Source organism: Streptomyces sp. NPDC058646 (genome assembly GCF_042716875.1).
Classification (GTDB): Bacteria; Actinomycetota; Actinomycetes; order Streptomycetales; family Streptomycetaceae; genus Streptomyces.
On the sequence record NZ_JBHXRK010000001.1, the window covers coordinates 501,991 to 523,952 of the forward strand.

At 74.2% G+C, this 21,962-nt stretch carries 22 protein-coding genes; 10 read left to right on the forward strand and 12 right to left on the reverse strand.

Going from position 1 to position 21,962, the window contains the following annotated elements; all coding sequences use genetic code 11:
• Window positions 1-115 precede the first annotated feature (115 nt).
• From ACFWUZ_RS02175 to ACFWUZ_RS02185, 3 genes are all read left to right on the forward strand, one after another.
• Window positions 116-1,375 (forward strand): extracellular solute-binding protein, encoded by a 1,260-nt coding sequence (locus ACFWUZ_RS02175; protein WP_384365570.1) that lies wholly within the window; start codon window positions 116-118, stop codon window positions 1,373-1,375.
• 125 nt (window positions 1,376-1,500) lie between these two features.
• A complete protein-coding gene (locus ACFWUZ_RS02180; RefSeq protein WP_384365573.1) occupies window positions 1,501-2,364 on the forward strand; it encodes a GNAT family N-acetyltransferase in 864 nt (287 codons plus the stop codon).
• Window positions 2,361-3,254 carry a lysophospholipid acyltransferase family protein gene (locus ACFWUZ_RS02185; protein WP_384365576.1) on the forward strand — a complete coding sequence of 298 codons (894 nt, stop codon included), beginning with the start codon at window positions 2,361-2,363 and terminating at the stop codon, window positions 3,252-3,254. The genes ACFWUZ_RS02180 and ACFWUZ_RS02185 overlap by 4 nt, the downstream gene beginning before the upstream one ends.
• Here ACFWUZ_RS02185 and egtD read toward each other — a convergent pair.
• The 4 genes from egtD to egtA are packed head-to-tail and all read right to left on the reverse strand — an operon-like array spanning window position 3,185 to window position 7,573.
• The gene (egtD, locus tag ACFWUZ_RS02190) at window positions 3,185-4,159 is read right to left on the reverse strand and encodes an L-histidine N(alpha)-methyltransferase (protein WP_384365579.1); all 975 of its coding nucleotides are present in this window, start codon (window positions 4,157-4,159) and stop codon (window positions 3,185-3,187) included. The two genes, ACFWUZ_RS02185 and egtD, sit on opposite strands and share 70 nt — an antisense overlap.
• Complete coding sequence (gene egtC / locus ACFWUZ_RS02195; protein WP_384365582.1) at window positions 4,156-4,929, reverse strand: ergothioneine biosynthesis protein EgtC; 774 nt, start codon at window positions 4,927-4,929, stop codon at window positions 4,156-4,158. The genes egtD and egtC overlap by 4 nt, the downstream gene beginning before the upstream one ends.
• On the reverse strand, window positions 4,929-6,242 hold the full coding sequence (egtB, locus tag ACFWUZ_RS02200; RefSeq protein WP_384365585.1) for an ergothioneine biosynthesis protein EgtB: 1,314 nt from the start codon (window positions 6,240-6,242) through the stop codon (window positions 4,929-4,931). Before egtB ends, egtC begins: the two co-directional genes overlap by 1 nt.
• Entirely contained in the window at window positions 6,239-7,573 is a 1,335-nt protein-coding gene (gene egtA / locus ACFWUZ_RS02205) for an ergothioneine biosynthesis glutamate--cysteine ligase EgtA (protein ID WP_384365588.1), read from the reverse strand. The genes egtB and egtA overlap by 4 nt, the downstream gene beginning before the upstream one ends.
• A 112-nt stretch (window positions 7,574-7,685) precedes the next feature.
• On the opposite strand from egtA, the gene ACFWUZ_RS02210 reads away from it, so the two are divergent.
• Window positions 7,686-8,525, forward strand: a complete 840-nt coding sequence (locus tag ACFWUZ_RS02210) for a TIGR02452 family protein (RefSeq protein ID WP_384365591.1) — start codon at window positions 7,686-7,688, stop codon at window positions 8,523-8,525.
• Window positions 8,526-8,695: 170 nt separating this feature from the next.
• Here the strand turns inward: ACFWUZ_RS02210 and ACFWUZ_RS02215 are convergent, their stop codons facing one another.
• From ACFWUZ_RS02215 to ACFWUZ_RS02225, 3 genes are all read right to left on the reverse strand, one after another.
• Entirely contained in the window at window positions 8,696-9,160 is a 465-nt protein-coding gene (locus tag ACFWUZ_RS02215; RefSeq protein WP_384365594.1) for a type II toxin-antitoxin system PemK/MazF family toxin, read from the reverse strand.
• A gap of 31 nt (window positions 9,161-9,191) precedes the next feature.
• Entirely contained in the window at window positions 9,192-10,595 is a 1,404-nt protein-coding gene (locus tag ACFWUZ_RS02220) for an amidase (protein WP_384366292.1), read from the reverse strand.
• A 146-nt stretch (window positions 10,596-10,741) separates the two neighbouring features.
• Complete coding sequence (locus ACFWUZ_RS02225) at window positions 10,742-11,437, reverse strand: alpha/beta fold hydrolase (protein ID WP_384365597.1); 696 nt, start codon at window positions 11,435-11,437, stop codon at window positions 10,742-10,744.
• 223 nt (window positions 11,438-11,660) lie between these two features.
• Here ACFWUZ_RS02225 and ACFWUZ_RS02230 point away from each other — a divergent pair, with 223 nt between their 5' ends.
• The 6 genes from ACFWUZ_RS02230 to ACFWUZ_RS02255 all read left to right on the forward strand — a co-directional run bounded on the left by ACFWUZ_RS02230 (window position 11,661) and on the right by ACFWUZ_RS02255 (window position 18,712).
• Window positions 11,661-12,716, forward strand: a complete 1,056-nt coding sequence (locus ACFWUZ_RS02230; RefSeq protein WP_384365600.1) for a LacI family DNA-binding transcriptional regulator — start codon at window positions 11,661-11,663, stop codon at window positions 12,714-12,716.
• A gap of 198 nt (window positions 12,717-12,914) precedes the next feature.
• Window positions 12,915-14,114 (forward strand): thiolase family protein, encoded by a 1,200-nt coding sequence (locus ACFWUZ_RS02235; protein ID WP_384365603.1) that lies wholly within the window; start codon window positions 12,915-12,917, stop codon window positions 14,112-14,114.
• A gap of 157 nt (window positions 14,115-14,271) precedes the next feature.
• Window positions 14,272-15,711 carry an aldehyde dehydrogenase family protein gene (locus ACFWUZ_RS02240; protein ID WP_384365606.1) on the forward strand — a complete coding sequence of 480 codons (1,440 nt, stop codon included), beginning with the start codon at window positions 14,272-14,274 and terminating at the stop codon, window positions 15,709-15,711.
• A 97-nt stretch (window positions 15,712-15,808) separates the two neighbouring features.
• Entirely contained in the window at window positions 15,809-16,219 is a 411-nt protein-coding gene (locus ACFWUZ_RS02245; RefSeq protein WP_384365609.1) for a thioredoxin family protein, read from the forward strand.
• Between the two features lie 41 nt (window positions 16,220-16,260).
• Window positions 16,261-17,691 carry a dihydrolipoyl dehydrogenase family protein gene (locus ACFWUZ_RS02250; protein WP_384365612.1) on the forward strand — a complete coding sequence of 477 codons (1,431 nt, stop codon included), beginning with the start codon at window positions 16,261-16,263 and terminating at the stop codon, window positions 17,689-17,691.
• Window positions 17,692-17,890: 199 nt separating this feature from the next.
• Complete coding sequence (locus tag ACFWUZ_RS02255) at window positions 17,891-18,712, forward strand: metallophosphoesterase (RefSeq protein WP_384365615.1); 822 nt, start codon at window positions 17,891-17,893, stop codon at window positions 18,710-18,712.
• Here the strand turns inward: ACFWUZ_RS02255 and ACFWUZ_RS02260 are convergent.
• The 5 genes from ACFWUZ_RS02260 to ACFWUZ_RS02280 form a co-directional block, all read right to left on the reverse strand.
• A complete protein-coding gene (locus ACFWUZ_RS02260; RefSeq protein ID WP_384365618.1) occupies window positions 18,685-18,990 on the reverse strand; it encodes a DUF2087 domain-containing protein in 306 nt (101 codons plus the stop codon). The two genes, ACFWUZ_RS02255 and ACFWUZ_RS02260, sit on opposite strands and share 28 nt — an antisense overlap.
• Before the next feature lie 158 nt (window positions 18,991-19,148).
• On the reverse strand, window positions 19,149-19,805 hold the full coding sequence (locus ACFWUZ_RS02265) for a hypothetical protein (RefSeq protein WP_384365621.1): 657 nt from the start codon (window positions 19,803-19,805) through the stop codon (window positions 19,149-19,151).
• The gene (locus tag ACFWUZ_RS02270) at window positions 19,802-20,344 is read right to left on the reverse strand and encodes a DUF6114 domain-containing protein (RefSeq protein ID WP_384365623.1); all 543 of its coding nucleotides are present in this window, start codon (window positions 20,342-20,344) and stop codon (window positions 19,802-19,804) included. The genes ACFWUZ_RS02265 and ACFWUZ_RS02270 overlap by 4 nt, the downstream gene beginning before the upstream one ends.
• A complete protein-coding gene (locus tag ACFWUZ_RS02275; protein ID WP_384366295.1) occupies window positions 20,335-20,892 on the reverse strand; it encodes a DUF6230 family protein in 558 nt (185 codons plus the stop codon). Before ACFWUZ_RS02275 ends, ACFWUZ_RS02270 begins: the two co-directional genes overlap by 10 nt.
• A 218-nt stretch (window positions 20,893-21,110) precedes the next feature.
• On the reverse strand, window positions 21,111-21,935 hold the full coding sequence (locus tag ACFWUZ_RS02280) for a MerR family transcriptional regulator (protein WP_384365626.1): 825 nt from the start codon (window positions 21,933-21,935) through the stop codon (window positions 21,111-21,113).
• Between the last annotated feature and the right edge of the window lie 27 nt (window positions 21,936-21,962).

Below are 21,962 nucleotides of genomic sequence, written 5' to 3' on the forward strand. Positions count from 1 at the left end.
TAAGTCCGGCTCCGCGAACTTTGCGTGAACAGTCCCGAGCGAAAGGCCCTTGACCCGCCCATTGGTCTATGCCAATTTCAAGCCATCTGAGATCGAACCCCAGAAGGTGACCTTCGTGAAGATGCGCTTCCTCGCCCTGTGCACCGCCCTCGCGGCCGCCACCGCCCTCACCAGCTGCAGCCAGTCGGCGGGCTCCGGCGGGCCGCAGAAGGTGACGCTCTGGCTGATGAAGGGCAGCGCCCCGGACGACTTCGTCAAGAGCTTCACCGCGTCCTTCGAGGAGGAGCACCCCGGCGTCGACCTGGACGTCAGGATCCAGGAGTGGACGGGCATCGGCGACAAGGTCAACGCCGTGCTCGACGGCACGAGCAAGGAGAGCGCCGACGTCATCGAGGTCGGCAACACCCAGGTCGCCCAGTACGTCGAGACCGGCGGTCTCTCCGAACTCACCCTGGAGGGACTGCGCGAGTGGGGCAGCAAGGACTGGCTCAAGGGCCTGGCCGACCCGGGCAGCGTCGACGGGGCGCAGTACGGCGTCCCCTGGTACGCCGCCAACCGCGTGGTCATCTACCACAAGGACCTCTTCGCCGCCGCAGGCGTCAAGAACCCGCCCAGGAGCCGCCAGGAGTGGATCCAGGCCACCCAGAAGCTCGACAAGGGCGACCAGCAGGGCATCTACCTCGCGGGCCAGAACTGGTACGTCCTCGCCGGGTTCATCTGGGACGAGGGAGGGGAACTCGCCGTCGAGGCCGGCGGTCAGTGGGTCGGCACCCTCGACGACGAGAAGGCCCTGGCCGGCATGGAGTTCTACAAGCAGCTCCAGGCCCTCGGCGACGGCCCCAAGGACGCCGACGAGGAGACGCCCCCTCAGTCCCAGGTCTTCGCCCGGGGCCAGGTCGCCCAGATCATCGCCCCGCCCGGACAGGCCGCCGAGATCGAAGCCGCCAACCCCGCACTGAAGGGGAAGCTCGGCTTCTTCCCGATCCCCGGCAAGACCTCGGACAAGGCGGGCTCCGTCTTCACCGGCGGCTCCGTCCTGATCATCCCCGAGCGGACCGGGCAGCGGGACGAGGCGGTGGACGTGATCACCGCCCTGGTCAGCGAGAAGTGGCAGACCCAACTGGCCCGCACGATGAGTTACGTGCCGAACAAGACCACCCTCGCGCACGTCGTCCAGGGCAACGAGGGCGCCACCAGCATGGCCCCCGGCGCCGCCCAGGGCCGCGCCACGCCCAAATCCGCCCGCTGGGCCGAGGTCGAGGCCCAGAACCCCGTCAAGCCGTTCATGACGGCCGTGCTCACCGGGCAGGACCCCCGGCAGGCGGCCACGACCGCCTCGGAGACGATCAGCAAGGTGCTCAGCTCCGACCGCTGAGTTCAGCGTCCGCACATCCAGGATCCGCTGGGCTGTCATGTCGAATCCAGCCGGTCACGGAAGAAGTAAAGGAGCCAGGCCGACACCTGCCGGCCCGGCCCTCCGTGCCCGGATCAGGAGCCGCCATGACCATCGCCCCCCTGTCCCCGTCCGCCCTTCCCCCGGCCACCGCCCCCCTCCCCGCGGCCGCCCCGGCCCCCGTCCCCGCGCAGTCCCCGCTGCGCCCGGTCCGGGCCGCAGCCGCCCCCGCAGCCGACGGCCCCCGCTACGCCGTCCGCCTGGCCCGCGACGAGGACGAGGTGCGCGCCGCCCAGCGGCTGCGCCACCAGGTCTTCGCCGGGGAGCTCGGCGCCCGCCTCCTCGACGGACCCGAGCCGGGCCTGGACGCCGACGCCTTCGACGCCTACTGCGACCACCTCCTCGTCATCGAGGAGGAGACCGGACAGGTCGTCGGCACCTACCGGCTGCTGCCCCCGGAGCGCGCGGCCGTCGCCGGCCGCCTCTACTCCGAGGGCGAGTTCGACCTCTCCGCGCTCGCGCCCATCCGTCCCGACCTGGTCGAGGTCGGCCGCTCCTGCGTCCACCCCGACCACCGCAACGGCGCCGTCATCGCCCTCATCTGGGCCGGCCTCGCCCGCTACATGGACCGTTCCGGGCACAACTGGCTCGCCGGCTGCTGCTCGATACCGCTCGCCGACGGCGGCGTCCTGGCCGCGGCCACCCGCGAGACCGCCCTCGCGCGCGCCCGCGCCCCCCAGGAGTACCGGGTCACCCCCCACCTCCCCTGGAACCCCGAAGGCATCCCCTTCCCCGCCCGCACGGAGCTGCCCCCGCTGCTGCGCGGCTACCTGCGCCTCGGCGCCTGGGTCTGCGGCGAGCCCGCCCTCGACGCCCGGTTCGGCTGCGCCGACCTGTACGTGCTGCTCTCCCTGCGCCGTACGAACCCGCGCTACCTCAAGCACTTCCTCTCGCTCGTCCCGGGCGCATGAGCGCCTGGCTGCCCACCTCGCCCTGCACCCCCGCGGCCTGCACCGGCCACGACGGGCGTACCGCGAGCGTCCCGCACGCGGTACTGCGGCTCGCCACCGCCGCCGCCCTGATCCTCCTCGCCATCCTGGCCGCCCCACCGGTCCGGCTCCTGCCGGCCGGCCCCCGCCACACCGTGGTGCGGGCCTGGTCGGCCGCACTGGTACGGGCCTTCGGCATACGGATCACCGTGCAGGGAAGCCCCGGGCCGGACGGCGGCCGCCTGATCGTCGCCAACCACATCTCGTGGCTGGACATCCCCCTCGTCGCCGCCGTCCTGCCCTGCCGGATGCTCGCCAAGAGCGACATCCGCGCCTGGCCGCTGCTCGGCCGCCTCGCGGGCGGCGCCGGGACCCTCTTCATCGAACGCGACCGCATCCGCGCCCTGCCCGCCACCGTCGAGGCCGTCACCCGCGCCCTGCTGGCCGGAGATCGCGTCACCGTCTACCCCGAGGGCTCCACCTGGTGCGGGCGGGTCCGCGGCACCTTCCGCCGGGCCGCCTTCCAGTCCGCCCTGGACGCACGGGTACCCGTACAGCCCCTGCGCCTCGCCTACCTGGCGCGCGACGGGCAGCCGGCCGGGGCGCCCGCCTTCGTCGGGGACGACCCGCTCACCGCCTCCCTGTGGCGGATCGCCCGCGCCCGCGGCGTGCGGGCCGAGGTCCGGCTGCTGCCGCGGATCCCGCCGGGCCGGTACGCGGACCGGCGGGACCTCGCGGCGGCTGCCCAGCGGGCGGTGGCCGCGACCGGCTCCCTTCCGCCCGCTCTGCCGGGCGTCCCCGCTCAGCCCACCCCGCCGTCGGCCACCGACAAGGACAGGGCGAAACGGCCGGCGGCATCCGTCCACCAGTGAGTCAGCTCCATGTGCGCGGCCGCCAGTTCCTTGCGCACGCCGTCCTCACGGAACTTCGCCGAGATCTCCGTCAGGATCTCCTCGCCCGCGGCGAACGGCACCACCAGATCCAGGGCCCGGATCTTCACCAGCACGTCCGACCGGGCCCGCAGCCGCATCTCGATCCACTCCTGCTCCCGGTTCCACACCGCGACGTGGACGAAGTCGGCGGCGTGGAAGTCCCCGCCCAGCTCCCGGTCGATGACCGCCAGCACGTTCTTGTTGAACGCGGCCGTCACCCCCTGGGAATCGTCGTACGCCGCCACCAGCACGGCCTCGTCCTTCACCAGGTCCGTCCCCATCAGCAGCGCGTCCCCGGGGGACAGCATCGCCCGCACCGCAGCCAGGAACACGGCCCGCTCGGGCGGCAGCAGGTTCCCGATCGTGCCGCCCAGGAACACCACCAGCCGCGGCCCCGGGGAGTCCGGCAGGTGCAGCGCCTTGGTGAAGTCGGCCAGCAAGGCGTGCACCCGCAGCCCCGGGTGCTCCGCGAGCAGCGCCTCGGCCGCCCCGGTCAGGGCGCTCCCGCTCACGTCGACCGGTACGTAGGTGTCCAGCGCGGGCATCGCCTCGATCAGGTGACGGGTCTTCTCGGAGGACCCGGATCCCAGCTCCACCAGCGTGCGGGCCCCGGTCGCCGAGGCGATCTCCCCGGCCCGCGCCAGCAGGATCTCCCGCTCGGCGCGCGTGGGGTAGTACTCCGGCAACCTGGTGATCTCCTCGAAGAGTTCACTGCCGCGGGCGTCGTAGAACCACTTCGGCGGAAGCACCTTCGGGGTGCGGGTCAGTCCGTGCAGCACGTCCGACCGCAGGGCGGCCTCCGCGGCATGCTCGTCGAGCGTACGGGTCAACTGGAAGTCACTCACAGCACTCCTTCTTCGTGCACGGTCTCCTTGAGCGGGGTCAGCCGGACCCGCGTGCGCGTGGCGGTCACCAGGGTCCGGTCGGGCACCTCGCACCACCGGGCGTCGTCGTCATAGGGTTCGGACGCCACCACCGTCCGTCCGGCCGGCGGGTCGGCCAGGTACCAGAGCGAATCGCCCCAGGCCGTCGCGGAGATCGTGACCCCGTCCGTCAGCAGCAGGTTCAGCCGGGAACCGGGCGCGGCCGAGGCCAGCTCCCGGACCGGTTCGGCGAGCGCCGTGCCGAGGTCGTCCCCGGCGCGCAGGCGCCGCAGGACCAGCGCCCAGACGAACGCCGAGTCGGTACGCGCGGCCAGCCGCAGCAGCTCGCCCGGCGGCAGCCCGGCCGCGAGCGGCGCCGCCGCCTCCGGCCAGTCCCGCACCGCACCGTTGTGGCTGAACAGCCACGGCCCGTCCGCGAACGGGGCCGCCGCGGCCTCCCCGTCGGCCCCCGCCCAGGTGGCGTCCCGTACGGCGGCCAGCACGGCCCCGCTGCGCACCACGCGGGCCAGATCGGCGAAGCCCAGGTCCCCCCAGACCGGACCGGAACGCCGGTAGCGGGCCGGCACCGGGTCGCCCTCCGCGTACCAGCCGACGCCGAACCCGTCGGCGTTCACCGTGCCGTAGGGCTGCCGCCGCGGTTCCCAGGACTGCCGGACGAGGGAGTGCTCCGGCTCGCTCAGCAGTCGGCCGAGGGTCACCTCGGGTCCCACGTAGGCCAGGTGACGGCACATCAGGCGTCCCTCGCCGTCCGGAAGCCGGAGAAGATCTGCCGCCGGACCGGAAGGTCCCAGTTGCGGAAGGTGCCCCGGCAGGCCACCGGGTCCACCGCGAAGGAACCGCCCCGCAGCACCTTGTGCTCCGGCCCGAAGAACACCTCCGAGTACTCGCGGTACGGGAAGGCGCGGAACCCCGGGTACGGCAGGAAGTCGGAGGAGGTCCACTCCCAGACGTCCCCGATCAGCTGGCGCACCCCGAGCGGGGACGCCCCCGCCGGGTAGCTGCCCGCGGGGGCCGGGCGCAGGTGGCGCTGGCCGAGGTTGGCGTGCGCGGGCGTCGGCTCCGCGTCGCCCCACGGGTACCGGGTCGAACGGCCCGTCGCCGGATCGTGCCGGGCGGCCTTCTCCCACTCCGCCTCCGTGGGCAGGCGGCGTCCCGCCCAGCGGGCGTAGGCGTCCGCCTCGTACCAGCTGACGTGCAGCACCGGTTCGTCCCCGGGCACCGGCTCGGTCACCCCGAAGCGGCGGCGCAGCCAGATGCCGCCCTCCTGGCGCCAGAACAGCGGCGCCTCGATGCCGTGCCCGCGGATCTGCTCCCAGCCCGCCGGCGCCCACCAGCGCGGTTCGCGGTAGCCGCCGTCCGCCATGAAAGCCTGGTACGCGGCGTTGGTCACCGGTGCCGTGTCGATCCGGAACGCCGCGGTCTCCTGGACGTGCGCGGGCCGCTCGTTGTCCAGTGACCACGGTTCGGCCGACGTGCCCATCGTGAACGGACCGGCGGGCACCAGTACTTCGGCGGCCCCGGGCGGCGGACCCTGAGGCGGATCCGGGTCGGGCGCCGTGAGCACCGGGGCCCCGGACCGCAGCTGATGCGTGATCAGCATCGTCTCGTCGTGCTGCTGCTCGTGCTGGGCGATCATCCCGAAGACGTAACCCCCGTCGAGCAGGGCGGTGCCCTCCAGCGGGGTGCGCTCCAGCAGGTCGAAGACGCGCCCCCGCACCTCGGCCGCGTAGGTACGGGCCTCCGCGGGCCCCAGCAGGGGCAGCTTCGGCCGTTCGGCGCGGGGATGCTCGAAGGCGTCGTACAGCGGATCGATCTCGGGCCGCATGGACGCGCGCCCGGCCACGTTGCGCAGCAGCCAGAGCTCCTCCATGTTCCCGATGTGCGCCAGGTCCCAGACCAGCGGGGACATCAGCGGGGAGTGCTGTGCGGTCAGATCGTGGTCGCTGACCGCGTCGGTGAGTCCGGCCGTACGGGCGCGGGCCGCGGCCAGCGCGGCGGCCGCCCGCTCCCGCAGGCCCTCCTGGGAGGGGGATTCGATGGTCACTGGCTCGCGTCCTTCCCGGTGGTCCCGTCGGCGGCCCGGTCATCGCCCGGGCAGCGGCCGCGCAGTACGTAGCGCTCCGCGAAGGCACCGACCGCGTCCTGGACCCGCGTACCCGCACCGAGCCGGGGCAGCGCCTCGGCGGCGGCCCGGAAACAGGCGGCGGCCGCCGCCCGCAGCTCCGGGTCGGCCAGCCCGTCCCGGGCGGCGGACCGCCACAGCGGATTGCGCGGCGAGGGCTGGGCCCCGTAGGCGTCGGCCAGGCCCTTGGCCACCCGGTACGCGCCCTCGGCGGCCTCCTGGTCGTCGAAGAGCGCGTGCACCACGGCCACCGGCACCAGCCAGCCGTCCTCGCCGGGCTGCGCGTCCACCATCCGCAGCTCCAGGTGCCCGCGGGGCCGTACGGGTGGGAACAGCGTGGTCAGGTGGTAGTCCAGGTCCTCGGCGGTGGGCGGCCGGGGGTGGCCGGTGCGCAGCCAGGACCGGAAGGTCAGCCCCCGGGGCACCTGCCAGGCCCCGTCGGCGTCCGACCGTACGCACATCACCTCGGTGTCCAGTGCGTGCCGGGTCCATCCGTCCCGCGGCGCCGCGTCCAGCGGCGGGGCCAGGGTGCGCCGCCGGTCCAGATCGCACCAGATGCCCTGACGGGCACTGCGCCAGCCCGCGTACGGGCCCTCGGAGGCGGGAGAGTTGGCGAACGCGGCGACGAGGACCGCGCCGAGCAGGTGCGCCATCCGCCAGCGCCGGCCGTGGCCGAGCGGGCCCGGCTCCTCCTGACCGGCATCCACGCACACCTGGACGGAGGCGGTGGCGCGCATCATGTCCCGCCCGGCCGGGCCGGTGCGGTCGAAGTAGGTCTCCATGGCCTCGTAGCGCGGGCTGGTCAGCAGCCGGCGGTGCGGGCGCCGCGGATCCGAGCCCAGGCCCTGGAGGACCAGCCCCTGGGACCGCAGGGTCGCCCGGACGGCGGTGAGGTCCTCCTGGAGGCCGTCCACGCAGCCGGTGAGGGTCGTGGCGGGGGCGGAGCTGAGTTCCAGCTGGCCGCCGGGCTCGACCGTGAGCCGGGAGTGCAGGGGCAGGGCGCGGGCCGCGTCGTGAGCGGCGGTCAGCCGCTCGGGCGGCAGCGGCTGCCAGGGCCGCTCGGCGTCCAGCACCAGCCATTCGAGTTCGGAGCCGAGCAGCCGGGGCGGACCGGTCTTGAAACAGATGCCGTGCAGCAGTTCCTCGGCGGCGTCCTCGGTGAGGGCGGGCCCGGAGCCCCGTGCGTCCGGGGGCCGGTCCGGTTCGTCCGCGGGATGGGACGGGGCGTTCGGAGCGGGTGAGTCCTGAGGCATGACCGGGATCCTAATCTCCTGTCGCTGACCGGGACTTCACCCCTGTGGCTGCTTTCAGCCGCTCTGGCAAAATGCTTTTGAGGGTCGGGGCCGGGTCGCCGATGATGGCCGTGTGAGCAGCAGATTGCGGGAGATCGCGCGGGAGAACGCGCAGCTACTGGAGGCCGGGGGTTACCGGACGAGGTCGGGACGGCAGGTCTCCCTCGCCGCCGCCTTGGCGGAAGCCAAGGCGGGAACCAGGATATATGGCCCGAACCGGATCATTCCAGACGGGCAACCGTCCGCCGGAGCCGTGCCGACGGCGATCGAGGTCACCGGGGAGAGCAGTACGGTCGCCGCCCGCCGGCTCGCCGGGAACGGCGACGGGACGGTTTCCGTGGCGGTCCTGAACTTCGCCTCGGCCCGTAACCCCGGGGGCGGCTACCTCCGCGGGGCCAAGGCCCAGGAGGAGGCGCTGTGCCGGGCGTCGGCCCTCTACGAGACGCTGCTGGAGGCCCCGGAGTACTACGAGGTCCACCGCGCGGAGCGCAGCACCTTCTACACCGACCGGGTGATTCACTCGCCCGGGGTGCCCGTTTTCCGCGACGACCGGGGCGATCTGCTGGAGACGCCGTTCCGGGCCGGTTTCCTGACCTCGCCCGCACCCAACGCGGGCACCATCCGCCGACAGGAGCCGGAGCGCGTCGCCGAGATCCCCGGGGCGCTGGCCCGGCGCGCGGAACGGGTCCTGGAGGTGGCCGCGCTGCACGACTACCCGCAGCTGGTGCTCGGCGCCTGGGGGTGCGGGGTCTTCCAGAACGACCCGGCCGAGGTGGCGGAGGCCTTCCGGGGGTTGCTGGCCGGACGCTTCGCGGGCGTGTTCGAGCGGGTGGTGTTCGGCATCCTCGACCGGCAGCCGCAGACGCGGGAAGCCTTCGCCCGCACCTTCGCGACCGGCGCAGGCCCGGGCTGACCCCGCCCCTGCCCGCACACCGGGCTGAGGACGGCGCGGGGTCAGCCCGGGCGTGCTGCCCGGCGCGGCCCTGTCCGGAGCGAGGCCGTCCCCCCCCGGCCTGCCCCCTCGAGGCTGCGCGTCCGCGGCCGGCGCGGTCGGTGGCCTGCGGTGAGGGGCGGGTGCGCGGGTCAGTGCCAGCCGTAGCGCTCCCGCAGCCGGTCCGCCACCAGCTGGAACCGGCCCCGGTCCAGCGCACAGGCCTCGCGGCGCATGCCCGACTCGTACACCCGCAGCACCCGGTCCACGTCCACCCACGACTCCCGCCCGGCGCCGTCCCAGGGACCCGTCCCGATCGGCACCCATTCCCGGTCCCCGTCGTGCCGCTTGCTCGACAGCGGCACGGCCAGCAGCGTGCTCCCGCCCGGCTCGCGGGCCACCACCAGCACCGGCCGGTCCTTGCCCCGCCCGTCGTTCTCCTCGTACGGAACCCAGGTCCACACGATCTCGCCGGGGTCCGGATCCCCGTCGTGGTCGGGCGCGTACTCGGTGCGCACCGGGCCGATGCCGCGCGGATCGGCCTGCGTCGTCGCGGTGGCCCCGTCCCGCCCGGGCTGCTCGGTGTGGCCGTTGCTCTGCTGCGGAAGTGCCGTCATCCGGCCGAGATTACTGGCTCGGCCGGTCCCGTCACGACGCCCGCCGGCTCCGGACCACCGCACCGTCACCGAAGCCCGCCGGCCAGTACGAGGCCCAGTCCTGCGCCGCCTCCACCTGCGCGGCCAGGGACAGCAGCAGCGGTTCCGCGTCCGCCGGGCCCAGCAGCTGGGCCCCCAGCGGGAGGCCGTCGCCCGTGAAACCCGCCGGGACGTTCACCCCCGGCCAGCCCAGTACGTTCCACGTCCAGGCGTACGGGCAGGCGGCGATCATCGCCCGGTCCGTGGCCATCGCCCCCAGCCCGGCCAGGGCGCCGACCCGCAGCGCGGGCGTGGCCGTCGTCGGCGTCAGCACCACGTCGAAGCGCCCGAAGATCTCCCCGACCCGCCGCTGCAGCGCCGCCTCCGCCCGGCGCGACACCCGCAGCGGCAGCCCGCCCAGCAGCCGGCCCGTGCGCACCGCCTCGTGCGTACGGGGGTCCAGCAGCGAACGGTCCGGCACCAGGTCCACCAGGTCCCGGACGCCACTGGTGGCCCGCGGCACGAAGGCCAGCCCCACCGGCCCGTACCGGGGGTCCTCCGGCACCACCTCGTGGCCCAGCGACTCCAGCACCCCGGCCAGCCGCTCCACGGCCGAACGGACCTCCGGGTCGACGGACTTGAAGGTGGCAGTGAACGCCGTCCGGAAGGACAGGGCGATCCGCAGCCGCCGCGGCGTGCGCCCGGCCGCCTCCCTCGCGGAGATGCGTGCGGGGCGGTGCAGGTCCTCCGGGTGCGGGCCGCTCGCGGCGTCCAGCAGGAGCGCGGCATCGGCGACGGTGCGGGCCAGCACGCCGTTGACGGTGAGCCCGTGGAAGGCCTCGGGCGCCGGCCAGGTGGAGATGCGCCCGCGCTGCGGTTTCACACCCACCAGATGGGTCCAGGCCGCGGGGATCCGCACGGAACCCGCGCCGTCGGACCCGAGCGCCGCCGGGACCAGCCCCGCGGCCACGGCGGCCGCGGAACCGCCCGAGGAACCGCCGGGGGTGTGGCCCGGGTTCCACGGATTGCGGGTCTCACCGAAGGCCTCGCCCTCCGTGAAGGGCCACTGGCCCAGCTCCGGGGTCTGGGTCTTTCCGACGATCACGGCACCGGCCGCGCGCAGCCTCCGTACCGCCTCGCTGTCGGAGGTCTTCGGCGCGAACGCCCCGGCGCAGCCGAAGGCGGTCGGCTCACCGGCCACGTCCATGTCGTCCTTGACCGCGAGCGGTACGCCCAGCAGTGGCAGCCGCTCCCCGGCGGCGAGCCGCCGGTCCGCCGCGTCCGCCTCGGCGAGCGCGGCCTCCGCGCGCACGATCCGGAAGGCGTTGAGCGCCGGCTGCGCGGCGGCGATGCGGTGCAGCGCTCGCTCGGTCAACTGCCGTGCGCTGACGCGTCCTTCGGCGAGCGCGGCCGCCATGGCGACCAGCCCGGAGGGCAGCCCGTCCGCACCGGCCGACGCCTCCCCCCGGCCCCGCGGCGCTGTAGACGCTGACGAATCCGACACCCGCCACCTCCCCGTTACCGCTCGGTAGGCCGAAGGTAGCGGGCGCCGGTCGCGGACGGCTAGACCCATCCCTCCAGGGAGGCCATGAAGCCGTCGAAGTCGTCCCGGTGGATGGTGTGTCCGGCGCCCGGGACCGCACGCACGACGAAGCCGCGCGCCTCCAGGAGCGCCGCGCGCTCCGCGTCGATCAGGAAGCTGGGGTCGGCGAGCTGGACGAGTGAGGGCACCACGGCCGCGGCGGGCATCAGGTCCGGGCCGGGCAGCGCGGCGAGGCCGAGGGCGGCCGTCTCGTCCCACGCGGCGAGGGTCTCCCGTTCGATGTCGACGTCGGCCTCCTCCCAGCGCGGGTTCATGGCCCGGATCTGCTCCCTCGGCGCCGCCTTGAACCGCACCAGCGCGTCCGGACCCATGCCCTCGGCCGGACCGGGCAGGTGCCACGCAGGGTCGGAGAACACCGCACGCCGCGGCTTCAGCCGTTCCACGGCGAGGGAGAGGGCCAGGCCGCCCAGCGAGTGGCCGAGGGCGAGTTCGGCTCCCGTCGGCAGGGACTCCACGAGGTCGCCGGCGTAGAGCGCGGGGGTGTACGCGCCGCGGCCGCTGGCGCCGTGGCCGCGCAGGTCCACGGCGATGACGCGGTAGCCGAGGTCGGCGAGGGCGGGGCCGACCCGGCGCCAGGTCCGGTGGTCGGCCATCATGCCGTGGACGAGGAGTGCGAGGCGGTCGCCCTCGCCCCAGCTGTGGGTGTGGAGCAGCACGGTGGTGCCTTTCGGGGTCGAAGGGGGCGGGCACGTGTCAGCAGCGAAGTTACACGTGTCACCATCGGTGTGGGTGCTGTGTACCCCAGACGCCCGGCGCGGCGCCGGCCCCGTGACCGCACGGACCTCCCGGTGCGGCGCCCCGCGTCCGGTGCCGTGCGGCACGCGTTTCAGGCCATCCGCCGGTCCGCCGGAACGGCCGGTCTGGAAAGATGCCACGGCAATGTCCCAGTCATCGGAATCGCCGAAGCCGCAGACACCGCCGACACCGCCCCCCGGAGCCCTCGCGCGGCCGCCCTCCGTGCCCACCAGCGCGGACGTCGCCCGCCTCGCGGGCGTGTCGCGCGCGACGGTCTCGTACGTGCTGAACAACGCGGAAGCGGTGCGCATCAGCGAGCCGACGCGCCGCAGGGTCCGCGAGGCCGCCGAGGAGCTCGGGTACGTCCCGCACGCCGCGGCGCGCAGCCTGCGGGCCGGCCACACCCGGATCGTCCTGCTGCCCACCTCGCACGTGCCCGTCGGCCCGCTCTACAGCACGTTCCTCAACGAACTCCAGTGGGGGCTGCGCCGCCTCGACTACACCGTGGTCCAGTACGGCAGCCTCGGCCTGAGCGGTGACGAGGCCGCCCGCGCCTGGGCGGAGCTGCGACCGGTGGCGGTGATCTCCCTCGGTGAGATCACGCTCTCCGCGCACAACGTCACCACGCTCAAACGGGCCGGGGCCCGCGCGGTCATCACCCTGGGGCCGGCCGGGGTGCCGGGGGCGCACGCCCTGGTCATGGACCAGCAGGAGGTGGGCGCCAGGGCCGCCGCGCACCTGGTCGGGCGGGGTCACCACCGGATCGGCGTGGTCGTCCCCGAGGAGGAGGGGCTCGACCTCTTCTCCGCGCCCCGGATCGCGGGCGCGCGCTCGGTCGAGGGGGCGCGGATCGAGGCCGTGCCGATGTCCTACACCGAGGCCTCGGCCGCGGCGCTGGCGGCCCGCTGGCGCGGCCTGGGCCTGGACGCGGTGTTCGCGTACAACGACGAGTACGCCATGCTGCTGATGCGCGCCCTGCAGGACGAGGGCCTGCGCATCCCCGGGGACGTCGCGGTCATCGGTGCCGACGACCTGCTGATCGGCAGGCTGCTGCGGCCCCGGCTGAGCACCGTCCGGATCGAGATGCCCACCGGGGACCACCTGGCGGCTCTGGTGGACCGTGCGGTGCGCGAGCCCTCGGAAGTCACGGAGCGGTACGACCTGATGGCGGCCGTGGTCGTCCCCCGCGAGTCGACCTGACGCCAGCACGGGAGCGGCCGTCCGGCCCGGCAGCTGCCGGCCCGGACGCCCCGGCCGGTCCGGGGGACCGTTGACAGGCGGTGAGGCTCGGACGGAGACTGCGGGCGCGCCCCACCGGGCGCGCCCGGCGGTGCAGCCGTGCGGACACCCGCGCACCGGCGCGCCGCCGCCCGTACGGATCCGCCCAGGAGAGCCCCGATGAGCATCCGCACCGTCCGCGACGTCTACGTCGTCGACGCCGTCCGCACCCCGATCGGCAAGTTCGGCGGCGCCTTCGCCGGGGTCCGGCCGGACGACCTCGCCGCGCACGTCGTCCGCGCCCTCGTGGACCGTACGCCCGACCTCGACCCGGCGTGCATCGACGACGTCGTCTTCGGCGACGCCAACGGCGCCGGCGAGGACAACCGCGACGTGGCCCGGATGGCTGTGCTGCTGGCAGGCCTGCCCGTGACGGTGCCCGGGGTGACCGTCAACCGGCTCTGCGGGTCCGGCCTCGAAGCCGTGGTCCAGGCCGCCCGCGCCATCGCCCTCGGAGACGCGTCGGTCGCCATCGCGGGCGGCGTCGAGTCGATGACCCGCGCACCCTGGGTGGTGCAGAAGCCCGAACGGGCCTTCCCCGCGGCCCACCAGCAGATGTGGTCCACCACCCTGGGCTGGCGGATGACCAACCCGCGCATGCCCGAGGAGTGGACCGGCTCGCTCGGGGAGGGCGCCGAGCTGGTCGCCGACAAGTACGGCATCACCCGCGAGGCACAGGACGCCTTCGCCCTGGAGAGCCACCGCAAGGCGGCCGCCGCCTGGGCGGCCGGACAGTACGACGCCGAGGTGGTGCCGTACCCCGGCGCTGACCTGCTCCGCGACGAGAGCATCCGCGAGGGGTCCACGCCCGAGGCGATGGCCCGGCTGAAGCCCGCCTTCCGCACGGACGGACGGGGCACGGTCACGGCCGGCAACGCCTCCCCGCTCAACGACGGCGCCGCCGCGCTGCTGCTGACCGACGAGGCGGGGCTCGCGGCCACGGGACGGGAGCCGCTCGCCCGGATCAGCGCCTCCGCCGTCACCGGGATCGAGCCCCAGCTCTTCGGCCTCGGCCCGGTGGACGCCGTCCAGCGAGCCCTCGCCAAGGCCGGGCGCGACCTCGCCGGCCTCACCGCCTTCGAGCTCAACGAGGCCTTCGCCGCCCAGGCGCTGGGCTGCCTCGCGGCCTGGCCGGAGCTCGATCCGGCGGTCGTCAACCCGCGGGGCGGCGCCATCGCGATCGGGCACCCGCTCGGCGCCTCGGGCGCCCGGCTGGCCGGTTCGGTCGCGCACCAGCTGGCCGCGGCGGGCTCCGGCACCGGTCTGGCGGCCTTGTGCATCGGCGTCGGGCAGGGCATCGCGCTCGTCCTCGAACGCTGAGCCACGGCGATCGTTTCCGGTCACGGCACCCCGTCAACTGCCCAATAACTGAACAGAAGTGGCGCCTCCGGTCTGGCACGATGGCGCGTGCTGCCGCTCGCCGCCGGGCCACCGCTCCCGGCACCCGCCGCCCATCCCCACCCGGAGGCCCCGCGCCATGCCGCTCCTCGACCCGACGTTCTGGCAGGACGGACCCACGCTCACCGGCGGCACCGCCCCGGTCCTCGAACCCGCCACCGGCCTCACCCTCGCCACGCTCGACCTGGCCTCGCCCGCAGACGTCGGGGAGGCCGCTGTCCGGGCCGCGGCCGCACAGCGCGACTGGGCGCGCACCACCCACCTGGAGCGGGCGGCCGTGCTGCGCCGCGCCGGAGACCTGTTCGCCGCGCACGCCGGCGAACTGCGGGACTGGCTGGTGCGGGAATCGGGCTCCGTACCCGGCAAGGCCGACTTCGAGCTGCACGTCGCCGCGCAGGAGTGCTACGAGGCCGCCGCGCTGGCCTCGCGGCCCGCCGGGCAGGTGCTGGCGAGCGAAGCACCCCGGCTGTCCTTCACCCGCCGGGTCCCGGCCGGAGTGGTGGGTGTGGTGGCCCCCTTCAACGCCGCGCTGATCCTCTCGATCCGCTCGCTCGCGCCGGCGCTCGCGCTGGGCAACGCCGTCCTGCTCAAGCCGGACCGGCGCACCGCCGTGAGCGGCGGCCTGGCCCTCGCCGCCGTGTTCGCCGCCGCGGGGCTGCCGGCCGGCCTGCTGCACGTGCTGCCCGGCGGCGCCGCGACCGGGGCGGCCGTGGTGGGCGACCCCCGGGTCAGGGTGGTGTCGTTCACCGGCTCCACCGCCGCCGGCCGGGCCGTCGGAGAGCTGGCCGGCCGTCACCTCAAGCGGATGCAACTGGAGTTGGGCGGCAACTCGGCCCTCGTCGTGCTCCGCGACGCCGATGTCGAAGCCGCCGTGGCCCAGGCCTCCTGGGGTTCCTTCTTCCACCAGGGCCAGATCTGCATGGCCGCCGGACGCCACCTGGTCCACGCCTCGCTCTACGACGAGTACGTCGAGCGGCTCGCCGCGCGGGCGGAAGCCCTGGCCGTGGGCGACCCGTACCGCGAGCAGGTACACCTGGGCCCGCTGATCGACCGGACCCAGCTGGACCGCGTCCACGCGCTCGTGGAGGCCAGTACCGCGCAGGGCGCCAAGCTCGTCGCGGGCGGCGCCCACCGGGACCTGTTCTACCGGCCGACCGTCCTCGCCGGCGTCGCCGACGACACCCCCGCCTACACGGAGGAGGTCTTCGGCCCCGTCGCCCCGGTACGGTCCTTCGCGACCGAGGAGGAGGCGGTGGCGCTGGCCTCGGCGGGCCCGTACGGGCTCTCCCTCGGCATCGTGACCCCGGACGTCGCCCGCGGCCTCGACCTGGCGGAGCGCATCCCGACCGGGATCGTCCACATCAACGACCAGACGGTGAACGACGAGCCCGTGGCCCCGTTCGGCGGTGTCGGAGCCTCCGGCAACGGCGCCCGGGCCGGCGGCGAGGCGAACCTGGACGCGTTCACCGAACTGCGCTGGACCACGGCCCGCGCCACGCCGGCCGGACACCCCTTCTAGGCCGCGGTGAGCCGGCGGCACCCCCTGCCTGCGGAATGCTGGAGGGGAGCCGTTCGTTCAAGGGAGCAGACGGCACGACACAGGAGGTCTGGACACCGTGGCTACAGTCGAACTCACCAAGGAAAACTTCGACCAGACGGTCAGCGAGAACCCGTTCGTGCTGATCGACTTCTGGGCGGGCTGGTGCCGGCCGTGCCTCCAGTTCGCGCCGGTCTACGAGAAGGCCTCCGAAGCCCACCCGGACCTGCTCTTCGCCAAGGTGGACACCGAGGCGGAGCAGGAGCTCGCCGGAGCCTTCCAGATCACCTCGATCCCGACCCTGATGATCGTCCGGGACCAGGTGGCCGTGTTCGCGCAGCCCGGAGCCCTGCCGGAGGCCGCCCTGACGGACCTCATCGGACAGGCCCGCGCGCTCGACATGGACGAGGTCCGCGCGAAGATCGCCGCCTCCCAGCAGCCGGGCGCCGACGGGCCCGGCACGCAGAATCCCGGCACGCCGGAGGCCTGAGTGCGTGACGCGGCGCCCGGCCTGCGGTGACACTGGCCCGTATGACTGAAGCCGTGGAGTACGACGTCGTGGTGCTCGGTGGGGGTCCGGCCGGCGAGAACATCGTCGACCGGACGCGTGCCGCCGGGCTGACCACCGCCCTGGTTGAGAGCGAACTCGTCGGCGGGGAGTGCTCGTACTGGGCCTGCATCCCGAGCAAGGCCCTGCTGCGCCCCGTCCTGGCCCGGGCGGACGCGCGCCGGGTGCCGGGCCTGGCGCCGGCCGTCGACGGGCCGCTGGACACGGCGGCGGTGTTCGCGCACCGGGACCACTGGACCGGCAACTGGAAGGACGAGGGCCAGATCGACTGGCTCAACTCGACCGGTGCCTCCGTCTACCGGGGCCACGGCCGGCTCTACGGGGTCCGGAAGGTCGCCGTCACCAGCCCCGAGGGCGAGCACCACGTGCTCTCCGCCCGGCACGCCGTCGTCGTCGCCACCGGCACCCGGGCCGTGATCCCCGAACTGCCGGGGATCGACGGGGCCCGGCCGTGGACCAGCCGTGAGGCCACCTCCGCGCAGGAGGCGCCCGGCCGGCTGCTGATCGTGGGCGGTTCCGTGGTGGCCGCCGAGATGGCCACGGCCTGGCAGGGCCTGGGTTCCCAGGTCACCGTCCTGGTCCGCGGCGCCCGGCTGCTGCCGAGGATGGAACCCTTCGCCGGGGAGCTGGTGGCCCAGGCGCTGACCGAGGCCGGCGCGGTGGTCCGTACGGGCGTGGCCGTGGAAGCCGTCGTACGCGACGGGTCGACCGGACCCGTCACCGTGGTCCTGGAGGGCGGCGAGACCCTGGAGGGCGACGAACTGCTGATGGCGACGGGCCGCGCACCGCGCACCGAGGACATCGGACTGGAGACCGTCGGCCTGGCCCCCGGGGAGTGGATCGGGGTCGACGACAGCTGCCGGGTCCCGGGGCGCGACTGGCTCTACGCCGTCGGGGACGTCAACCACCGGGCGCTCCTCACCCACCAGGGCAAGTACCAGGCCCGCATCGCGGGCGCCGCCATCGCCGCCCGAGCGGCCGGTTCCCCCGCGCCGGACACGGACAGCTGGGGCGCGCACGCGGCCACCGCCGATGTGCGGGCCCTCCCGCAGGTGGTCTTCACCGACCCGGAGGCGGCCGCGGTCGGCCTCACCCTGGCCGAGGCGGAACGGGCCGGACACCGGGTGCGTGCCGTCGACCACGACCTGGCCAAGGTCTCCGGCGCGGGCCTGTACGCCGACGGATACCGCGGCCGGGCCCGCATCGTGGTCGACCTGGACCGCGAGGTCCTGCTCGGCGCGACCTTCGTCGGCCCGGGCGCTGCGGAACTCCTCCACGCCGCCACCATCGCCGTCGCGGCCGAGGTCCCCCTTGCCCGCCTGTGGCACGCGGTCCCGGCCTTCCCCACCATCAGCGAGGTGTGGCTGCGGCTGCTGGAGACCTATCGGGGCTGACGGCCGGGTAGGACGCGTGCATCCGCGGGGGAGTCGAACTCCTTGACCTGTGCGCGGCCCACGGCTCCCGAGCGCCCGGAACGGAGGACGACCGAGGCGCCCTGCGCATGTGCCTCCCGGAACCGCCGGATGCCGGGGGAGGGTTCGGCGGGACGCTGTTGAATGGGTGGCCCACCGTTCCGGAGAGAGGCCGTGCACCGTGATCGTGATCGCCCACCTCAGCGACGTCCACCTCGACGGCGGCCCGCGGGCCGCCGCCCGTACGCGCGCCGTGATGGAGTATCTGGACGCCCTGCCGCACGACTTGGACGCCGTACTGGTGAGCGGCGACATAGCCGACAACGGCAAGGCCGCCGAGTACGAGGAGGCGCGCAGGCTCCTGGCGTCGCGGCACCCGCTGGTCGTCTGCCCCGGCAACCACGACGAACGCGCGGCCTTCCGGCAGGTCCTGCTGGGCGAGGAGGCACAACTCCCGGGCGACGGGCAGCGCATCCCGGGATCGGAGCGGCACCTTCCGGGCGGCGCGGCGGTGGCGCCCGTCGACCAGGTGCTCCGGGGGGAGGGCTTCGTGCTCGCGGTCTGCGACTCCTCCGTACCAGGTGAGCACCAGGGCTTCCTGGCCGACTCCACGCTGGCCTGGCTGGAAGGCGTACTCGCCGGCACGCCCCGGGACACCCCGGTCCTGGTCGGCTTCCACCACCCGCCCGTCCCGCTGCACACGCCGTACGTCGACGGCATCCGGCAGTTCGGGGAGGAGCGGCTCGCGGAGCTGGCCGGCCGGCACCCCCACCTGACGGCGTTCCTGTGCGGGCACGCCCACACGGCGGCGGCCACCACCTTCGCGGGACGGCCACTGCTCGTGGCGCCCGGAGTGGTCTCGACGCTACGGCTTCCCTGGGAGGTCCAGGAGGGGCCCGGGCACCACGTGCACCTCGGCGAGCCGCCCGCTGTCGCCTTCCACGTGCTGGGCGGGGACGGGCGGTTGACGACCCATTACCGGGTGGTCACGGACCGCCGGTAGCGGCTCCCGTCCCGGGTCCGCGTCAGCAGCCCCGACGTGATCAGGTAGCGCCGCAGGGCCGAACAGTCCTCGTGCACCGTGCGCAGCGCGTCGTTCACCTCGGGTTCGGTGTAGTCCCGGTCGGCGGCGAACAGGGTCTCCATGAGGTGGACGAGCACCTGCTCGCGCCGCGCGGCCTTCCGGGGGATCGCCTTGAGGCGGCCGCCGGAGAACAGGTCGGACACGTCGCGCGGCGTACGGGCGGATGCGGCGGGGGAGGGCGCGGTGCTCTGTGACATGCCGGAAGCCTCCCCCGGCGACGCGGACCGGGCAACGCATTTTCCCCGCCGCGGGAACGGCCGCGGGGCTGCGACGCCGTCGCCCCGGCCCCACGCGAACCGCCGGTCCCGGACGGGTCCGGGACCGGCGGGCCTGCCCGCGGGGGCAGGTGCGGCGGTCAGGGGGCGACGGTGATCTGCTGCGCCGGGTCGGTCGTGTCGGAGACGAGGTACACGGCGTTGAACGTCGAGGAGGTCGCGCTCGTCGGACAGCCGAAGCCGCCGGTGACCTTGACCGGCACGGACACGTTGCTGAAGGTCAGGTTCGACGGTGCACCGTTGGTCCAGGTGCCGCCGACGTTCGCGGCGGCCGTCGGGGCCGTGGTGACGGTGCAGGAGGCCAGGCCGGTCGTCTTGACCACCAGTCCCCCGACCGGCACGGTCATGGTGGCGGTGACGGGGGAGCCGTGCTGCATCGACACCGTCCAGGCGCCACTGGTGGTGACCGTCGGGGTGACGCCCGGCATGCTGGAGGTGCAGGAGCTGTAGGTCGGCGCGGAGATCGGCGAGGAGACCGGCCCGGCAGCGTTGTGGTTTCCGGGGGCGGCCGGCACCGTGCCGGTGGACACGGAGACCGAGCAGGTCACCGTCACCGACCCGGCCTTGAGGGTGGCCTTCCCGCTCAGGGTGGCCTTGAACGCGTGACCGGCCGGGGTGACGGTGGTCGACCCGGCCAGCGGTAAGGGTGCGGCGGTGGCCGTTGCGGTGACGGAGGCCACGGACAGCAGCCCGGCGGCTGCCGTCGCGAGGGCGAGAGCGGTGCGCGTACGGATCATGGCTGTGCTCCTTGGGGATCGTGGTGCGCGGGGGGAGCGGAAGCGGGAGCGTGCACGGGAGTTGCGGAGGGGCCGGCAGGTGAGGTAGGGGCGGGAGCGGACGGACGTGCGGCCGTGGCGGGTGGGGAACCGCCGGCGGGCTGTGCACCACCGGCGGGCGGGGCGGCGTACGGCTGCCAGGCGAACATGAGGCCGCCGCCGACGATGCCGAGCAGGGTGCCGATCAGGAAACCGCCCAGGTTCGACAGGACCAGCGCGGCCGTGGCGATGAGGGTGGTGAGGACACCGGCGAGGACGCGCTGGGGAGGCGCGAACCAGACGGTGAGACCGAGCACGATCATGACGATGCCCAACAGGACGGACGGGATCCCCGCCACCCCCTGCTGGAGCATCACCTTCAGCGGTGCCAGCGGCAGGACGCAGATCTCGGCGCCGGCCAGGACGGCGAAGAGTCCTCCCCAGAAGGGTCTGCTCCGCCGCCAGCGGCGGAACCGGCCGGCGCCCGCGCGCTCCCGTCCCGCACTGCGCCTCAGAAGCATTCCTTCTTGCCCTTGCTGATGTTCATGTGCAGGCCGGAGAGCTTGAAGGTGCCCGCATTGGTCGCCCATGCGGTCTGCTGGAGGTTGGTGATGCTGACGGTGTCCGCCTGTTGGGCGAAGAGGTCCTGCATGCCCTGCGCGTCGGCCGGCCCCTTGTCGAGGGTGGAGGCGTCGCGGCCGATCTCGATGTTGCTGAAGACGGCGTCACCGGAGAGCTGCGTCGCGTCGACGAACAGGTTGGTCGCCTCGACCGGGGCCTTCTGACCGGCCGTGAGGTTGAGCGAGATGTCCCCGACCACCGGGAGCGTGGTGACCACGGACTGGCAGAGGCTGTGGAGCTTCGCCTCCCTGATGGCGGTGACCGCCACCGGGATGAGCTCCTCGCGCGCATTGACGTCGACGCTGCCGTACTGGGCGAAACCCTGACCGTCGAGGCTCTTCGCCGAGACCTTGAACTGCTGACCCGACACGGCGAAGGAGGCCGCGAGCGCGCCCTGCGCCAGGGCGATGCCGAGACCCGCCGTGACGGCGACGGCCGGGACCGTCAGCAGGGCGAACCGGCGCCAGCGGACGCGGCCGGCGGCGCTGCGCCCAGCGCCCCCGCCCTCGTCGTCCGCGGGACCGGGCGGGTCGGATAAGTGCGGGGAATCTGCCATGAGATCGTCCCTTATTTCGGCTGTGCACCTTTGTTGTTACCGACGAGTTGAATGTAAGAGTGCCAATGGAGGTTGGCAAGGTTGTGCGAGCGCATCCTTTCAGCCGACTCCTACTGCTCCGTACGCAGCAGTTCGGCGACCTCCGCGTCGACCCGTCGTGCCATCGCCCGTGCGAACTCCGTGGCCACGACCTCGCCCGCCACGGGACGCAGCGCCGTCACCGCCCGCGTGATGTGCTGCAACTGCGTGGCCGAAAGCTGCTCCAAACCCTCCCCGCCGATCACATGCCGGCGGAACAGGCCGACGAAGCGGTCCGCGAGGGCGGCGGCCTGCGTCTGCAGGAAGTCCCCCGCGTCCAGGATCTCCGCGAGCGGCACCCCCTGCCGCACCAGTGCGAGCGTCGCCTCCAGCAGCCTCCGGCTCGGGTACGTGACCAGGTCCCCCTCGACCGTCACGTACCCCAGCTCCACCGCCCGCCGGGTGTCCTCGGCCGTGGCCGTCGGGCCGAACAGCTCCCGCAGCTCGGCGCGGGTCATCGTGACCGGCTCCTCCTGCACCCAGTCCCGGGTCATCTCCCGCTCCAGACCCAGGAGTTGCGAAAGACCGCCGCCCTCTTCCCAGGCGTGCAGCAGCTCCGCGATGCCGTTGACGGTGTAGCCGCGGCCCAGCAGGTCGTTGATCAGGCGCAGCCGGGTGAGGTGGTCGTCGGAGTACCAGGCGATCCGGCCCTCCCGCCGGGGTGGGGGGAGCAGCCCGCGCTCCTGGTAGTAGCGCAGGTTCCGCACCTTGACGCCCGCCGCCCGGGCCACGTCCTCCCGGCGGTAGCGCCCGTCCTGGTCGCCGCCCCCGCGGGCGCCTTCTTCGCTGCTCCTGCTGCTGCTCCCGCCCCCGCTGTCGCCGACCGTCCGTCCGTCATGCTCCGTCTGGCTGCTCACGCGGCCGAGTGTAGGACGTACCGGCAG

What these genes read in the sequence shown, in the direction of transcription:
- ACFWUZ_RS02180 (WP_384365573.1), top strand. Translation starts at nt 1,501, where the DNA reads ATGACCATCGCCCCCCTGTCCCCGTCCGCCCTTCCCCCGGCCACCGCC.
- ACFWUZ_RS02185 (WP_384365576.1), top strand. Translation starts at nt 2,361, where the DNA reads ATGAGCGCCTGGCTGCCCACCTCGCCCTGCACCCCCGCGGCCTGCACC.
- egtC (WP_384365582.1), bottom strand. Translation starts at nt 4,929, where the DNA reads ATGTGCCGTCACCTGGCCTACGTGGGACCCGAGGTGACCCTCGGCCGA.
- egtA (WP_384365588.1), bottom strand. Translation starts at nt 7,573, where the DNA reads ATGCCTCAGGACTCACCCGCTCCGAACGCCCCGTCCCATCCCGCGGAC.
- ACFWUZ_RS02215 (WP_384365594.1), bottom strand. Translation starts at nt 9,160, where the DNA reads ATGACGGCACTTCCGCAGCAGAGCAACGGCCACACCGAGCAGCCCGGG.
- ACFWUZ_RS02220 (WP_384366292.1), bottom strand. Translation starts at nt 10,595, where the DNA reads ATGGCGGCCGCGCTCGCCGAAGGACGCGTCAGCGCACGGCAGTTGACC.
- ACFWUZ_RS02230 (WP_384365600.1), top strand. Translation starts at nt 11,661, where the DNA reads ATGTCCCAGTCATCGGAATCGCCGAAGCCGCAGACACCGCCGACACCG.
- ACFWUZ_RS02235 (WP_384365603.1), top strand. Translation starts at nt 12,915, where the DNA reads ATGAGCATCCGCACCGTCCGCGACGTCTACGTCGTCGACGCCGTCCGC.
- ACFWUZ_RS02240 (WP_384365606.1), top strand. Translation starts at nt 14,272, where the DNA reads ATGCCGCTCCTCGACCCGACGTTCTGGCAGGACGGACCCACGCTCACC.
- ACFWUZ_RS02250 (WP_384365612.1), top strand. Translation starts at nt 16,261, where the DNA reads ATGACTGAAGCCGTGGAGTACGACGTCGTGGTGCTCGGTGGGGGTCCG.
- ACFWUZ_RS02260 (WP_384365618.1), bottom strand. Translation starts at nt 18,990, where the DNA reads ATGTCACAGAGCACCGCGCCCTCCCCCGCCGCATCCGCCCGTACGCCG.
- ACFWUZ_RS02265 (WP_384365621.1), bottom strand. Translation starts at nt 19,805, where the DNA reads ATGATCCGTACGCGCACCGCTCTCGCCCTCGCGACGGCAGCCGCCGGG.
- ACFWUZ_RS02270 (WP_384365623.1), bottom strand. Translation starts at nt 20,344, where the DNA reads ATGCTTCTGAGGCGCAGTGCGGGACGGGAGCGCGCGGGCGCCGGCCGG.